The 13,670-nt window shown below is 55.8% G+C and carries 12 protein-coding genes; 3 read left to right on the plus strand and 9 right to left on the minus strand.

The window, feature by feature from the left end:
* Positions 1-22 precede the first annotated feature (22 nt).
* The 9 genes from WJU22_RS07330 to WJU22_RS07370 all read right to left on the minus strand — a co-directional run bounded on the left by WJU22_RS07330 (position 23) and on the right by WJU22_RS07370 (position 10,328).
* A complete protein-coding gene (locus WJU22_RS07330) occupies positions 23-1,711 on the minus strand; it encodes a long-chain fatty acid--CoA ligase (protein ID WP_341843759.1) in 1,689 nt (562 codons plus the stop codon).
* 106 nt (positions 1,712-1,817) lie between these two features.
* The gene (locus tag WJU22_RS07335; protein ID WP_341842592.1) at positions 1,818-2,105 is read right to left on the minus strand and encodes a 2TM domain-containing protein; all 288 of its coding nucleotides are present in this window, start codon (positions 2,103-2,105) and stop codon (positions 1,818-1,820) included.
* Between the two features lie 78 nt (positions 2,106-2,183).
* Positions 2,184-2,846 (minus strand): YceI family protein, encoded by a 663-nt coding sequence (locus tag WJU22_RS07340; RefSeq protein WP_341842593.1) that lies wholly within the window; start codon positions 2,844-2,846, stop codon positions 2,184-2,186.
* 18 nt (positions 2,847-2,864) lie between these two features.
* On the minus strand, positions 2,865-4,526 hold the full coding sequence (paaN, locus tag WJU22_RS07345; RefSeq protein WP_341842594.1) for a phenylacetic acid degradation protein PaaN: 1,662 nt from the start codon (positions 4,524-4,526) through the stop codon (positions 2,865-2,867).
* Positions 4,527-4,583: 57 nt separating this feature from the next.
* The gene (locus WJU22_RS07350; protein ID WP_341842595.1) at positions 4,584-5,657 is read right to left on the minus strand and encodes a tetratricopeptide repeat protein; all 1,074 of its coding nucleotides are present in this window, start codon (positions 5,655-5,657) and stop codon (positions 4,584-4,586) included.
* Between the two features lie 84 nt (positions 5,658-5,741).
* Positions 5,742-6,977, minus strand: coding sequence for a DUF1015 domain-containing protein (locus WJU22_RS07355; RefSeq protein WP_341842596.1), 1,236 nt, complete (start codon positions 6,975-6,977; stop codon positions 5,742-5,744).
* A 126-nt stretch (positions 6,978-7,103) separates the two neighbouring features.
* Positions 7,104-8,210 (minus strand): 3-phosphoserine/phosphohydroxythreonine transaminase, encoded by a 1,107-nt coding sequence (gene serC, locus WJU22_RS07360; RefSeq protein WP_341842597.1) that lies wholly within the window; start codon positions 8,208-8,210, stop codon positions 7,104-7,106.
* Between the two features lie 387 nt (positions 8,211-8,597).
* Complete coding sequence (locus tag WJU22_RS07365; protein ID WP_341842598.1) at positions 8,598-9,578, minus strand: zinc dependent phospholipase C family protein; 981 nt, start codon at positions 9,576-9,578, stop codon at positions 8,598-8,600.
* Positions 9,579-9,698: 120 nt separating this feature from the next.
* Positions 9,699-10,328, minus strand: a complete 630-nt coding sequence (locus tag WJU22_RS07370; protein ID WP_341842599.1) for a DUF502 domain-containing protein — start codon at positions 10,326-10,328, stop codon at positions 9,699-9,701.
* A gap of 188 nt (positions 10,329-10,516) precedes the next feature.
* Here WJU22_RS07370 and WJU22_RS07375 point away from each other — a divergent pair, with 188 nt between their 5' ends.
* From WJU22_RS07375 to WJU22_RS07385, 3 genes are read left to right on the plus strand one after another with little or no spacing between them, the layout of a single operon-like run.
* On the plus strand, positions 10,517-11,131 hold the full coding sequence (locus WJU22_RS07375) for a TetR/AcrR family transcriptional regulator (RefSeq protein ID WP_341842600.1): 615 nt from the start codon (positions 10,517-10,519) through the stop codon (positions 11,129-11,131).
* Positions 11,132-11,145: 14 nt separating this feature from the next.
* Entirely contained in the window at positions 11,146-12,510 is a 1,365-nt protein-coding gene (locus tag WJU22_RS07380; protein WP_341842601.1) for a TolC family protein, read from the plus strand.
* Between the two features lie 33 nt (positions 12,511-12,543).
* Positions 12,544-13,653 carry an efflux RND transporter periplasmic adaptor subunit gene (locus tag WJU22_RS07385; protein WP_341842602.1) on the plus strand — a complete coding sequence of 370 codons (1,110 nt, stop codon included), beginning with the start codon at positions 12,544-12,546 and terminating at the stop codon, positions 13,651-13,653.
* Positions 13,654-13,670: the final 17 nt, after the last annotated feature.

Consider the following 13,670-nt stretch of genomic DNA (forward strand, 5'->3'; position numbering starts at 1 on the left):
TTGGCAAATTTCCTTAAAAAAATCAGGCGTAGAGGCGTTCTATGGAATCGCGGTACTTTTCCTGGATGACGCGGCGCTTCAGTTTCAGGGTGGGCGTCATTTCGCCGCCGTCGATCGTCCATTCGCGGGGCATCAGCTCGAATTTCTTGATCTGCTCGATGTGGTTGAAATACTGGTTGTAACGGTTGACCGCATCCCGGTACATCGATTTCACCTTCGGGTCTTTCAGCGCAGCTTCGTTCGAAGGGAACTCCAGGCCCTGGCCTTTCGTCCAGGCGCGGAGGTTCTCGAAATTCGGGACGATCAGTGCGCCGGTAAACTTCCTGTCCGCTCCCACCACCATGATCTGCTCAATAAAGGGCGATTCCCTGAACTTGTTCTCGATGGGCTGCGGGGCCACGAATTTACCGCCCGAAGTCTTGAACAACTCCTTCTTGCGGTCGGTGATCTTCAGGAATTTCTGCAACAGCATCACCCCGATGTCGCCGGTATGGAACCACCCGTCGTGGAACGCTTCCGCCGTGAGATCGGGCCTTTTGTAATAGCCGGTGGTGACGCTGGGGCCCTTCACGAGGATTTCCCCGTCGTCCGCCAGTTTCACTTCCACGTTGGAAATCACGGGCCCAACGGTACCGAACATCCTGTCTTTCGGCAATTTCCCGTTTACGCTGATCACGGGCGACGTTTCCGTGAGCCCATACCCTTCCAGCACCGGGAGCCCCGCGGCGGTAAAGAGTTTCAATAACCTGATCTGGCAGGCGGCCGCGCCGGTCACGATACAACGGATGTTCCCGCCGAGCGCCTCCCGCCATTTGCGGAACACCAACCGGTTGGCCAACGCCAATTCCAGCTTGTACCACGGGGTTTGCCTTTTATTGATCTCGAACTGTTGCCCCACCCGGAGCGCCCAGAAAAAGATCGTCCGCTGAAAACCGGTGAGCGCATGCCCTTTCGACATGATCTTCTCGAAAAGCTTCTCCAGCACCCGTGGCACCGTGGTGAAAATTCCCGGTTGCACCTCGCGGAGGTTGTCTGCAATGGTTTCCAGGCTTTCGGCGTAGTAAACGGATACGCCGGCCGTGAAATACACGTACGTCACCATCCGCTCGAAGATGTGGTTGAGCGGCAGGAAACTGAGCGCCCGCGCATGCTCGTCTACCGGCAATATCGGCAAACAGCCTTCCACATTGCTCATGATGTTGCCATGGGTGAGCATCACGCCCTTGGGCGTTCCCGTGGTGCCGGAAGTATAAATGATGGTGGCCAGGGTGTCGGGCGAAACAGCATTGCGGACTTCCGGGAGGCGCGCTTCCGATTCCGGGGTGGCGGCGGCGGGAACGTCCATCCAGTGGCGGACGCCGGGGATGCGGTCGAACGAGAAGATATCGGTGATGTGGGGGATTTGGTCGCGGAGGATTTTCACCTTGTCGTACATCTCGGCATCGTCCACGAACAGCAGCTTGGCGCCGGAATCGTTGAGGATGAAAACGAGCTCGGCGGCGCTGATGGTGGGGTAGATGGGAACGAGCACGGCGCCGGCCTGCTGGCAGGCCAGGTCGGTGAGGATCCATTCGGGCCTGTTGGCGCTGATGATCGCGATTTTATGCTGGTCTTCCGGGCCGGGGGCTTTCCGCCGACGCCCAATTGCAGGAACCCTGCGGCGAAGCGGGCGGTGAGCGTGGCTACATCGGCCGTGGCGTAGGTTTTCCAGGCGCCTTCTTCCTTGGCGGCCAGCATATCCGGTTTGGGAAAATGTTCCAGCTGATGTGCGAGCACATCAAACAGGCGGTTGGGGTGGTGCATGATGGATTTTTGGGTCAAAGACCGCGGAGTTCCTTTTCCTGCTGCAATTTTTCGTATTCGCGCAGGGTATCGCGGAAGGGATCCACTTCAAACGCGAAATAATAGTTGAATGCCAGGAGCAGCCCCCAGGTGGCCATGGGCCAGGCCGGCCAGGGCGTACCGTTCGTATCGGGCGAGGTAAGGAACCAGATCAGCCAGAGAAAACCGTTGATGAAAAGGTACACGGTGCCATGCACGCGGAAGGCGGCGCGGGCTTTCGCGATACGCCAGAGGCGCTTATCCTGTTTTTGTTGATAGTCCATGTTCAAAAGCTTTGTGCATATTCAATTTACCGAAAAATCCCCGTAAAAGAAAGGCCCGGCGTAAACCGGGCCTCTTTATCAACGGGTAATCAATTCGAATTGAATGTTGACGACGGAGTTGATCAACTTATCCTGCAGCGATTTGTCCGCCCGGTAAGTCATCCCCCATTGCGTACGGTCGATGTTGAAATTCGCCGCAGCCCTTACTTTCCCTTTCTCGAAAACGATCTTGGCGGGGAAGGTGATGTTTTTGGTGGCGTTTTTCATCGTCAGATTGCCGCGGATCATATGGGTGGCATCTTTCAGCAGCACGGAATTGTCTTTGGCGGCGGGATGGTAAGGCGTCACTTCGGTCACTTCGAACTTCGCTGTCGGGAATTGCGCCGCATCGAAAAAATTGGCGCCTTTCAGCTCGTCTTCCAACTGCTGTTTCATATCGGGCTGGGTGTTAAGGTCCAGGTTCCGGAGACTGGCGATGTTGATGGTGAAATTGCCGCCGGTGACGGTGCTGTCTTTCACGAATATTTCCCCGTCCTGGAACTGGAATGAGCCTCTATGTTCCCCGGTGGGCTTGGTGCCGATCCAGAGGAGGGTGCAGGCTGCGGTGTCCAGCCGCAGGGTATGGCCGTCTGTTGGCGTGGAAACGGCCTGCGGCTCCGAAACGGCGGCTTTGTCGGCCTTCGGTGCCTGCTGGCAGGCCGCGGCGCCGAGGAGCAGGAAGGGGATTATCCGTGATGTCATCCGCATATGTTTGCTGTTTTAGGATACATAAGTTCTGTTCCCCACCCACACGAAGCGTTTGTCGATGAACTCGGGCGTCGTGAAGCTGGCGTTGCCTGCGGGATTGCCGCCGGTAACGTGGAAGTCGGAGAACGCGGCGTGCTGGTTCACCCAGATGAATCCCGTAAAGTTGAAGGAAACGGGGGTGAAAACGCTGTTCATGGCGTCGGCGATCTTGTCCATCACCGCCTCGTCTGTCGCATAAGCGCCGCAGGTGATCGCGCCGTGGCTGGAAGCCATCTGGCGGGCCAGGCGGATGGAGTCGTCGGTATTTTTGGTTTTGACGAGCAGTACCACCGGCCCGAAAAGTTCCTGCTGGAAAATGGCGGAATCGTCTGCCGAAACTTCCACTACCACAGGGCTCCAGGTACGCGCACCGGCAAATTCTTCGCTGTTGACGGGCGCTCCTTCCAGCAACACTTTTCCGCCCAGTTTGGCGGCTTCGCGCGCGCGCTGCAAGGTGGTTTCGTTCTGGACGGCGCCCAATGTCCCGGCGCCCATTTTCGGATTATTCACCAGGGCGGTGATGGCATCGGTAAATTTCTTCGCCACTTCGTCGAACGAAAGCGTGCCGTTCGGCGTTTTGACGCCGGTCTCGGGGATGAAGAAATTCTGCGGTGCGGTGCACATCTGGCCACTGTAAAGACTTACGGAGAAAGCGAGGTTCTGCATCACGGCGTCGATGTCCTGCACGCTGTCGATGATCACGGAATTGACGCCGGCTTTTTCGGTGAAAACGGTTTTCCCCTGCGAAACGAGCGATTCCACATAATTACCGAAAGCACTGCCGCCGGTATAATCGATGAGGTGAACGTCGGGATGTTCGCACAGCGCCTTGGTGATGGGATGCCCGGTGGAATCGGCGGCCAGCTGGCAGGTGTACGGGTCTTGCCCGTTTTCTTCCAGTACCTGTTGGATGGCGGCTACCACGATGGCGATGGGCAGCACGGCTTTGGCGTGGGGCTTCACGATCACGGGATTGCCGGTGATGAGGTCCGCATAAATGCCCGGGAGCGAGTTCCAGACGGGGAAAGTGGAGCACCCGATCACCAGGCCCAGGCCTTTGGGCACGGGGCGGAAGGTTTTCTGGAGCTTCACGCTGATCTTGCCCATGGGTTTTTCCCAGGTTTGCTCGCCGGGGAAATGCTGGAGTTGCTGGTAACCCATGGCAATGGCTTCGAGGGCACGGTCGTTCGCATGCGGCCCGCTGGCCTGGAAGCTCATCATGAAGCTCTGGCCGGTGGTGTGCATGGTGGCATGTGCGATCTCGAAGAAATGGTGCTGGATTTTTTCCAGGGTTTCGGTGAGGATGCCGGCGCGGTCGGCGACCGACAGCTGGGCCCAGCGTGCACCGGCTCTTTTGCCGGCTTTAACGAGTTCTTCCGTGGAAATGATGGGGTACGAAATGCCGAGGGGCTCCAGGGTGTAGGGAGATACTTCCTCCCCATACCAGTTTTCCACCACCTTCTGTTTCAAACGGGAAAAGGGCTGGTTCAGCAGGCTCTTGTAGGCAGTTTCTCCCTGTGTGGGAGCGGCTTCGCCGTATGCCTTGGGGTGTTCGGGATACTGCGAATAAAAGGTTCTTTCGTGGTTGGCCTTTACCGCATTGTCGATGATGTTTTGGTGTTTTGCGATCAGCATAGCGCTATGGTTTAGATATGAGTTGTACACAAAGGTTGCTGACGGCACCGGAGCGCGCTACTTGATGGTAGCGATCTTGCCGGTGTTGTAAAACTCGTCGTCCCGGAGTTTCAGCGGGTGGTTGCGTTGCCAGGCCGTAAAATTGTCGTAATCCGACTTGTGCAGCGCCGTCCAGGATTTGTACTCCGCCTGGTTGGCGGCGGGGCCGAACAGCCAGTAATTATAAGACTCGAACATGCCGTCGCGCAGCAGCTTCCGCTGGAAATCGAAGAGCGCATACGGGTATTTCACGCCGTAGAATTTATACCAGTCGAGCAAAAAGCGCGTGCGCAGCATAATGAGCGACTGTGGTTCGATGCCGGTGGCGATCACGCTCACGTTTTTGGCCATCACGCCTTTGAACGCATCCATGAAAGCGTTGGTGGCTTCGCCTTTTTTGCCTTTGGCCGATTCTCCGGGCACGCTGTTGAAGATAGCCGGATCGTCGAACAGTTTTTTATAACATTCCAGCACCACATCGCGGATTTCGGCGGTGCGGGTGGTGTAGCTTTCGAGATTGATGAAGGTTTCGCCGTAGAGGATGGCCCAGATGGGTTCCTTGGTCCACATGTAGCTGCGGGCGGCGTGATAGTAGTTCCCCGGGAAGTTGGGGTCTACCTCGATGCCTTTCACCCAATAGCGGAGGGCGGCGTCGAAATTCTTCATGTTTTGCAGGAGGTCGCCATAGTCACAATGAAGCTCGCCGCTTTGGGGGAACTTGCGCAACCCGCGCTGGTATACTTTTTCAGCACCTTTCCAGTCCTGTTTGCCCTGGTAAATGTTACCGGCGATCTGGAAAAGGTGGATATCTGCGTCTTTTTTGTCAACGAGGGGAGAAACCACGGTGTAGGCGCGCTGGTAGTCGCCCCGGAGATAATAGGCGAAAGCCAGGTCTTTTTTCAGCTGGATGTCGTCCGGAGACGTGGTGATCGCCTGGTTGAGCACCAGGATGGCGTTCGCGTAATCCCCCGTCCGCAGGAAGTTCCGTGCGGTCTGTTGCAACTCGGCATTATCCTGAGCAAGCGCCCATTGGAAGGAAAGTACGCCCGTCAGCACAAGTGTCCATTTTTTAGCAGCCTTTTGCCATTCCATTGTTCTCTTCGTTTTCTGTAAATGTAAGAAAAAACCGTTGACCCCGGCTCAAAGCGGGGCCAACGGCGGATTTTGCTAAAAATATCAGATCGTATGGGTCAGCAGCCCGTCGCGCAGCTTGGGCTCGAACCAGGTGGATTTGGGGGGCATTACGTTCCCGCTGTCGGCAATGTCGAACAATTGCTGGATGGTAACGGGGTACAGGGCAAAGGCCACGGCCATTTCCCCGCTGTCTACCCGTTTCACCAGTTCCCCGAGACCGCGGATGCCGCCTACGAAGTCGATACGCTTGTCTGTCCGGGGATCTTTGATACCAAGATGTTTGTCGAGCACATTATCCTGCAGGATGGTCACGTCCAGCACGCCGATGGGGTCGGTGGTGTAGGTGCCTTCGCGGGCCACGAGGCGGTACCAGGTGTGGTCGAGGTACATGGAGAATTCATGCAGCATCGAGGGTTTTTGCACGTGGTGGCCGATGGGCTCCACGATAAAATCGTATTCCAGCCGGGAAATGAAATCTTCCTTGCTGTGGCCGTTCAGGTCTTTCACGACGCGGTTATAGTCGAGAATGGCGAGTTGGCTGGCGGGGAAGATGGTGGTGAGGAAGAAGTTGATGGGCTCATCGGCCGTTACGGCTGTGCCGCTGGCTTTCTGGACGAGGGCGGCGGAAGCGGCGCGATGGTGGCCGTCTGCAATATAGGTGGCGGGCACCTGGGTGGCGAAGCGATGGGTGATCTCTTCCACGGCGGCGGGCTCGGCCACCACCCAGATGGTGTGGGAGATGCCGTCTTCGGCCACGAAGTCGTACACCGGCGCGTTATGTTCCTGCCAGTGGGAAATGAGGGCGTTCAGCTCGGGCACGTCGTTATAGGCGAGGAACACATTGCCGCTCTGGGCCTTGGTGGCGGTGATGTGGTTGATGCGGTCCTGCTCCTTTTCCGGGCGGGTGAACTCGTGTTTTTTGATGATGCCTTTATTATAGTCGTCGATGGAGGAGGCGCAAACGAGCCCTGTCTGGGCGCGACCGTCCATGACGAGTTTGTAGATGTAGTAGGCGGGGGTGTTTTCGGCGAAGAGGGTGCCCTCGGCTTGCATTTTCTGCAGGTTTTCGGCGGCTTTGGCATACACGGGGGCGGAATGGATGTCCGTTCCCTCGGGCAGATCGATTTCCGATTTGCTGACGTGATAGAAAGAATGCGGGTTACCGGCGGCTTCTTCGGCGGCTTCTTTGGAATTGAGCACATCGTAGGGCCTGGCGGCTACTTCTTTGGCCAGCGCGGGTTGCGGGCGCAGCGCACGGAACGGTTTGATAATTGCCATGGATTGTGTGTTTACTGTTAGAGGGGGTAAAAGTAAGAAAAGGAGGGCGGGAATAAAAAAGACCGCCGCGGTAATTCGCGGCGGCCTTCGTATTTAAATATTTTCAATACTTCGGTATGGGAAGGGTTATGCTTTCTTCATGGAGAAGAATTTCATGGCTTCTACCATTACTTCCACGCTTTCGAGCGGGAGGGCGTTGTACAGGGAGGCGCGGAAACCACCGGACAGGCGGTGCCCTTTGATGCCTACGATATCTTCTTTCTTGCAGAATTTGAGGAATTCCTCTTCCAGTTCGGGCTTGTCGATCGTGAAGGTCACGTTCATTTTGCTGCGGTCTTCTTTTACGACGTTGCCGCGGAACAGCGGGTTATGATCGATTTCGTCGTAGAGGAGGGCGGCTTTCTTGTCGTTGATCTGCTCGATGGCTGCTACGCCGCCCTGGCCTTTGAGCCAGCGGAGGGTGAGCATGGAGATGTATACGGCGAAAACGGGCGGTGTATTGAGCATCGAACCGTTTTCGATGTGGTTCTTGTAATTGAGGATGGAGGGTATCTGGCGGCTCACCTTGCCCAGCATGCTTTTGCGGATGGCGACCATGGTTGCGCCGGCTGCGCCCATGTTCTTCTGAACGCCGGCGTAGATGAGGGCAAAGCGGTTGAAATCCATCTGGCGGCTCAGGATGTCGGAGCTCATATCGGCCACGATGGGAACTTCCGTTTCGGGAATGGAATGCCATTGTGTCCCGTAAATGGTGTTGTTGGTGGTGATATGGAGATATTTGGACTGGGGAGCTACCGTGTATTGTTTGGGAATATGATTGTAGTTCGCCTCTTTCGAGCTGGCGGCCACGTCTACATAACCGAAAAGTTTCGCTTCCTTGATGGCCTTGTTGGACCATACGCCGGTATCGATATAGGAGGCGGTTTCGCCGCTGTCCAACAGGTTCATGGGCACCTGCATAAACTGCATGGTGGCCCCGCCCTGGAGGAAAAGCACTTCGAAATCGTCGTCGAGCCCCATGAGCTCGCGGGTAAGGTTGCGGGCCTCTTCCATTACTGCCATAAAAGGTTCCGTTCTGTGCCCGATCTCCAGGATGGACATACCTGATCCCTCAAAATCGATCAGCGCCTTGCTGGCTTTGTACAGCACCTCGTTGGGCAATACAGAAGGACCTGCATTAAAGTTGTGCACCTTCATGTTGCGGTCTAAATTGTATACGTTTTCTTGTTCCACTTTAAATGGTTTTTCGAAGGAAAAGGTAAAAAATCACGGTAAATCAACCGGAAGATTGGTCAGTGTAGGAGTAGGTTAAAAATATCAGATGGAGAACCAAAGATAATCTTTCTTTTCAGAAAACGTATTAAGGACTCTTAAATATTTTATTTAATCCTACATTGATCCGACCTTCCGGCTGGAGCGGTTTTCGGGCGGCAGCGAAGCTGCGGCGGCGTGGCGCTGAATGCCCAACACCTATGCCTGCAGGGGCTGCCGGCAAATCATGGCGGCATTGGCCCCCTGGCGTTTCTACGCCTGCTGATGCGCCTTGCTGCCTGGTCTGCCTTGCATGTTGCGCGCGGTAACGGGATCGGGAGTATTGATGGCGCGCTTCCGGCGGATGCATCAATGTTCCCGGCCAATGATACTCCCGGCGGCGGCTATACTATCCACCCGCCGGTCTTCCATCACTTCGAGCTCCGGGAACGTGAGCGCCGCCAGGTGCGCCAGTGGCGGCTGTCCCGCATCGGCCCAGGCCGTGTACCAGCACGCTGCCACCGCCGCGATGGCCCCCCGCATCCTGCGCTCCACCATATCTCCCAAACGTTCCTGGTACGCAGTTGCATATGCCGTACTGTACTGCCGCACCAGCTTGCCGTTCCGCAGCTCCCAGGCGTACCGCCTGTCTGCCGGGAACTCCCGCGCCAGTTGCTTTTCTATCGACAGCACCTGCCACGAAGCCTCCGCACTTTCCAGCACCGCTTTCCAGAAGAAAGACCTGCAGTCCGGGATGAACACCGCCGCGCCTGTCCAGTAATCGAACCGCGCATCGGCGAACAGCTCGGGAATGCGCGACTCCCACAGCCCGTGAATGCCGTGCTGGCCGGACTTTTGCCCGTTGTGGTTGGAGCTGGCGTGCAGCGGCACATAGGCGTCCCCGATATAATGCCCCAGTTCCGCGGCCGTGCGCAGCACCTGCAACCCGTTCCCCTGCCGGAACGCTTCGGTAAGCCGGTATTGCATCCGCTCCAGGTGCCAGGGCAGCACACCATGCCGGGCCAGCGAATCCGCCCCGTACCGCGCTACCGCCTCCCGCCAGCCGCGGGGCAATGCAGGGAATGGAGGCTCGCCGTACCGGTCGATGTCGATGTAATGCCTGGGGCCCTCATCCGCCACGAGGTAGCGCCGCTTATCGGGCGTGGTGGCGTGTTTCACGAGATAGGAAAGATGGGGCTTGAAAAAGACGAGCAGCTGCGGCGGCAACGAAAACACCGCCAGCCGGTTGATCCGCTCATGCCCGAAGAACCCCCAGCCCCGCGCACCCTCCGGCAGCAGGCAACCCATCCCCGCAAGGAAGACCGAACATAAAACTTTGGCGTACATCATCGGATATTTTCCGGCAATGTAGACCGCTCCAGATTATAAAGAACTTGAATTAACGATACGGATATCAGTTTGGGAAGAGAATTTCTCCGAATTAGCGGGATTCGGGCTTTTCGGGGTTGGTCACCGGGGCAGACGGCAGCTCCGCGATATGCGTAACACCCCCGAAACCGCGAATTTCATCGCCTCGCCCGCCGAAACATTCGTCAACGGCCGCACCTTCTCCTTCCGGACCATGAACACCTTGCCGGTGATCGCATAGGCATGCGGCACGTACACCGCCATATACCCCTCGAGGCCCAGCGCCCGCACATCTTCCTGCGTGATGAAGCCCATCTCCCACACATCTTCCCCATACACATTCACCAGCACCGGATGGTCGAACTTCTTCTTTTCACCCACAAACGCGTCGAAAACGTCCTTCACGGACGAATAGATATATTTAATAAAAGGCGTCCGCTCCAGGATATGATCGAACATGTCGATCAGCCGCCCGATGATGAACGATGAACTTAAATATCCCACGAAAACGATGACGATCAATACGATAGCAAATCCAACCCCCTTGTATTTGAGGAAATTCATCGGATGGTCTTCCGGGATCAGGTCGCGCGGCAACAGGTTATCGATGGTCATGAAACCCCAATACAACATGAACGCCGTGATCCCGATCGGCGCAAGGATCAGCAGCCCCTGGAAAAAATAGCGCAGTAAACGCGACAGCAATACCCGGAATTTCAACTTTGGAGACATGTGCTTGGTTTGAAAGGGCGAAGTTACGGCATAAAACCCGCTTCCAGCCCCTCATAAACCCGCTAAATCCTTTGATGAACCCCGTTCGTCATATTATAGGGAAATTGTTTGATGGAAACTTTGGCAGTTTAAATAGTTTCCATAGTTTTGTCCGTGTAATCAATTTCGCCCCTTTTTATCGAAAACCAATGGAAGAAGTTCAAGAACGGATCCTGGACACGGCGTTCAACATGTTCCGGCAATACGGCACGCGTTCCATCACCATGGACGATATCGCCAACCGCATGGGCATTTCCAAAAAAACGCTGTATGCCCACTTCGCAGACAAGAGCGACCTGGTACTCAACGTCATGAGCCGCCACCTCGCCCTGATCGAGGAGCAGTGCATCGCGAGCCGGAACAATAGTGCTGATGCGGTCGGGGAGCTGTTCGGGGTCATCAAGATGCTGGAAGAGAAATTCCGGAACATGAACCCGGTAGTGATGATGGACCTGCAGAAATTCCATTCCAAGGCGTTCCAGTTATTTGAGCAGCATAAGAACGTGTTCATGGTGCGGACGATCCGGGAAAACCTGGAAAGAGGGATCGAAGAGGGATTGTACCGGCCCGACCTGGACCTGGACATTCTCAGCGCCTTCCGCGCGGCATCTTCCCTTTTCTGTTTCCAGCCGGAACTGTTCCCGATGAACGGGTACGATATGACGAAGGTGCAGCGCGTGCTGCTGGAACATTTCCTGTATGGCGTGGCCTCCCTCAAAGGCTATCAGTTGATCGATCAGTACAGAAAGAAAGATAACCAGTAATAAATCAATGATCTATGCACTTTAAATGGAAACTCGTTGCCCTGGCGGGCACGATGTTGCATGCCTTCACCTGCGCCCAGGCGCAACAGCAGCCGGCAATTACGCCGGAAACGCTGCGGTTCTCGGTGCAGGACGCCATATCTTATGCGCTCTCCCATCAGTACGACGTACGTAATGCAAAGCTGGACGAGCTCAACCAGCTCGCCGTTAACCGCGAAGTGAGCGGCCTCGCCCTGCCGCAGGTAAGCGGCACGGGGCTGTTCCAGCACAACCCGGTCATTCAGAAACAATTGGTCGACATCAGCAACTTCGACCCCAACGCGCCCAAAGGCACCACGGTGCCCATCGCGTTCGGACTGGCCTACAACGTATTGGGCCAGGTAGACGTGAACCAGACCCTCTTCGACCCCAGCGTGCTCGTTGCCCTGCAGGCGCGCAAAACCCTGGAACAGCTCGCCCGTAAGGGCGTGCAGTATTCCGAAGTGGAAGTGAAAGCAGCCGTTTACAAGGCTTATTTCAACGTGGTAGCGGCGGATAAGGCCCTCACCATCCTCGACTCCAACCAGGTGCGCCTCCGCAATATCCTCGCCGAAACGCGCGAGATATATAAGGAAGGCCTGGTGGAAAAACTGGATGTGGACAGGCTCGTAGTACAGGTCAACAACCTCGAATCGCAACAGACCCGCCTCCGCGAAATCCGGGAAGTAGGCATCGCCGCCCTGAAATTCCAGATCGGCATGCCCATCAAACAACCGCTTGCCCTCACCGATACGCTGGGGAACAACGCGCTCAAGGCCGACATCCAGGAACAAACGAATTTTACCTATCAGGACCGGATCGAGTACCAGCTCCTCGAAACCCAGCGCCAGGCCAACGAATATAACCTGAAGCGTTACCGGCTTTCCGCATGGCCTTCGCTGTACCTTTTCGGACAGGGCGGCGCTTCCCGCGCCAGCGGCAAGTTCGATTACTTCTCGTCCCAAAGCTGGTATGGCTACGTTTCCTACGGCCTCAACCTGAAAGTGCCCATTTTTACCGGCTTCCAGCGCCTCCGTAAAGTTGATCAGGCCCTGATCGCCGTGAAAAAGAACGAAATGGACCTCGAAAAGCTCCGCGGCTCCATCGATCTGCAACAGGCCAATTCCGCCACCAGCCTTCGCAACAATATTTCCACCCTCGATAATGAGGAAGAAAATATGCAACTGGCCAAAGAAGTCTTCGAAACCACGATGATCAAATACAGGGAAGGCGTAGGCTCCAGCGTGGAACTGCTGAACGCCGAATCCGCCCTGCTCGTGGCGCAGAACAACTATTTCACCGCGCTCTTCAACGTGATCGTTGCCCGCGTGGATTACCTTAAAGCGTACGGAAAACTGTAACCTTCAACCCTTTCAGCTATAAATCAACTTCCAATGAATAAAAGATATTTCGTTCTCCCTCTAGTAGCCCTCATGGCAGCCTGCGGCGGCGGAGAAGAAAAGAAAGCCGATAAACTCGTGCGTCTCAAAACGGAGAAAGCCAAACTGGACGCCGAGATCAAAACCCTCGAAAAAGAACTCAAAGCCGGAGATTCCACCACCGTGAAAACGAAAACGGTCACCATCGCCCAGGTGGAAACCTCCACTTTCGAACACTTCATCGATATCCAGGGAGACGTGGACGCCCGTGAGAACGTAGCGGTGTCGGCACAGTCGCCCGGCATTATCAAAGCGATCCTCGTCCGCGAAGGTCAGGCCGTAATCAAAGGCCAGACGCTGGCGCAGGTAGACGACCAGGTGATGCGTGCAAGCCTCGCGGAACTGCAAACCCAGTTAGACCTGGCTACCACCCTTTACAACAAGCAGGCGAACCTCTGGCGCCAGAAGATCGGCTCCGAAGTACAATACCTGACCGCCAAATCGCAGAAAGAAGCCCTGGAAAAAAGCATGGCCACCATGAAAGACCAGATCAATCTCACCCGGATCATTTCCCCCATCAACGGTACGGTAGATCAGGTGATCGCCAAGATTGGCGATGCAGCAGCGCCCGGTAACCCTGCCTTCCGCGTGGTAAACGCATCCAACCTGCGCGTTTTAGCAAATGTAGCCGAAGCTTTCGCCGGAAAAGTGAAAACTGGCGATGAAGTGGAAGTGACCTTCCCCGATATCAACTATTCTTTCCGCACCAAAATCGGTTTTGCTTCACGCACCATCGACCCGCTCAGCCGTACGATCCGTGTGGAGATCCCGGTTTCAGGAAACAAAGACCTGCATCCCAACATGCTCGCACAGATCCGCATCGTGGACTATCGCGCCAAAGACGCCGTGGTAGTACCTGTGAACGTGATCCAATATTCGCTCGGCAAACCTTACGTACTGACCGTGAAAGGCTCGGGCGATAAGTTGCAGGCCGTTCGGAACTATATCGAAATGGGACGGACCTATGACGATAAGGCGGAAATCAAATCTGGGCTCGAAGCCGGGAACAAGATTATCACCACTGGTTTCCAGGGGCTGAACGACAACGACTTTATCAAGCTGTAACCGGCCAACTTTAAAAA

This window comes from Chitinophaga caseinilytica, from assembly GCF_038396765.1.
Classification (GTDB): Bacteria; Bacteroidota; Bacteroidia; order Chitinophagales; family Chitinophagaceae; genus Chitinophaga; species Chitinophaga caseinilytica.

What these genes read in the sequence shown, in the direction of transcription:
- WJU22_RS07355 (WP_341842596.1), bottom strand. Translation starts at nt 6,977, where the DNA reads ATGGCAATTATCAAACCGTTCCGTGCGCTGCGCCCGCAACCCGCGCTG.
- WJU22_RS07370 (WP_341842599.1), bottom strand. Translation starts at nt 10,328, where the DNA reads ATGTCTCCAAAGTTGAAATTCCGGGTATTGCTGTCGCGTTTACTGCGC.
- WJU22_RS07340 (WP_341842593.1), bottom strand. Translation starts at nt 2,846, where the DNA reads ATGACATCACGGATAATCCCCTTCCTGCTCCTCGGCGCCGCGGCCTGC.
- WJU22_RS07335 (WP_341842592.1), bottom strand. Translation starts at nt 2,105, where the DNA reads ATGGACTATCAACAAAAACAGGATAAGCGCCTCTGGCGTATCGCGAAA.
- WJU22_RS07365 (WP_341842598.1), bottom strand. Translation starts at nt 9,578, where the DNA reads ATGATGTACGCCAAAGTTTTATGTTCGGTCTTCCTTGCGGGGATGGGT.
- WJU22_RS07350 (WP_341842595.1), bottom strand. Translation starts at nt 5,657, where the DNA reads ATGGAATGGCAAAAGGCTGCTAAAAAATGGACACTTGTGCTGACGGGC.
- WJU22_RS07380 (WP_341842601.1), top strand. Translation starts at nt 11,146, where the DNA reads ATGCACTTTAAATGGAAACTCGTTGCCCTGGCGGGCACGATGTTGCAT.
- WJU22_RS07385 (WP_341842602.1), top strand. Translation starts at nt 12,544, where the DNA reads ATGAATAAAAGATATTTCGTTCTCCCTCTAGTAGCCCTCATGGCAGCC.
- WJU22_RS07375 (WP_341842600.1), top strand. Translation starts at nt 10,517, where the DNA reads ATGGAAGAAGTTCAAGAACGGATCCTGGACACGGCGTTCAACATGTTC.
- paaN (WP_341842594.1), bottom strand. Translation starts at nt 4,526, where the DNA reads ATGCTGATCGCAAAACACCAAAACATCATCGACAATGCGGTAAAGGCC.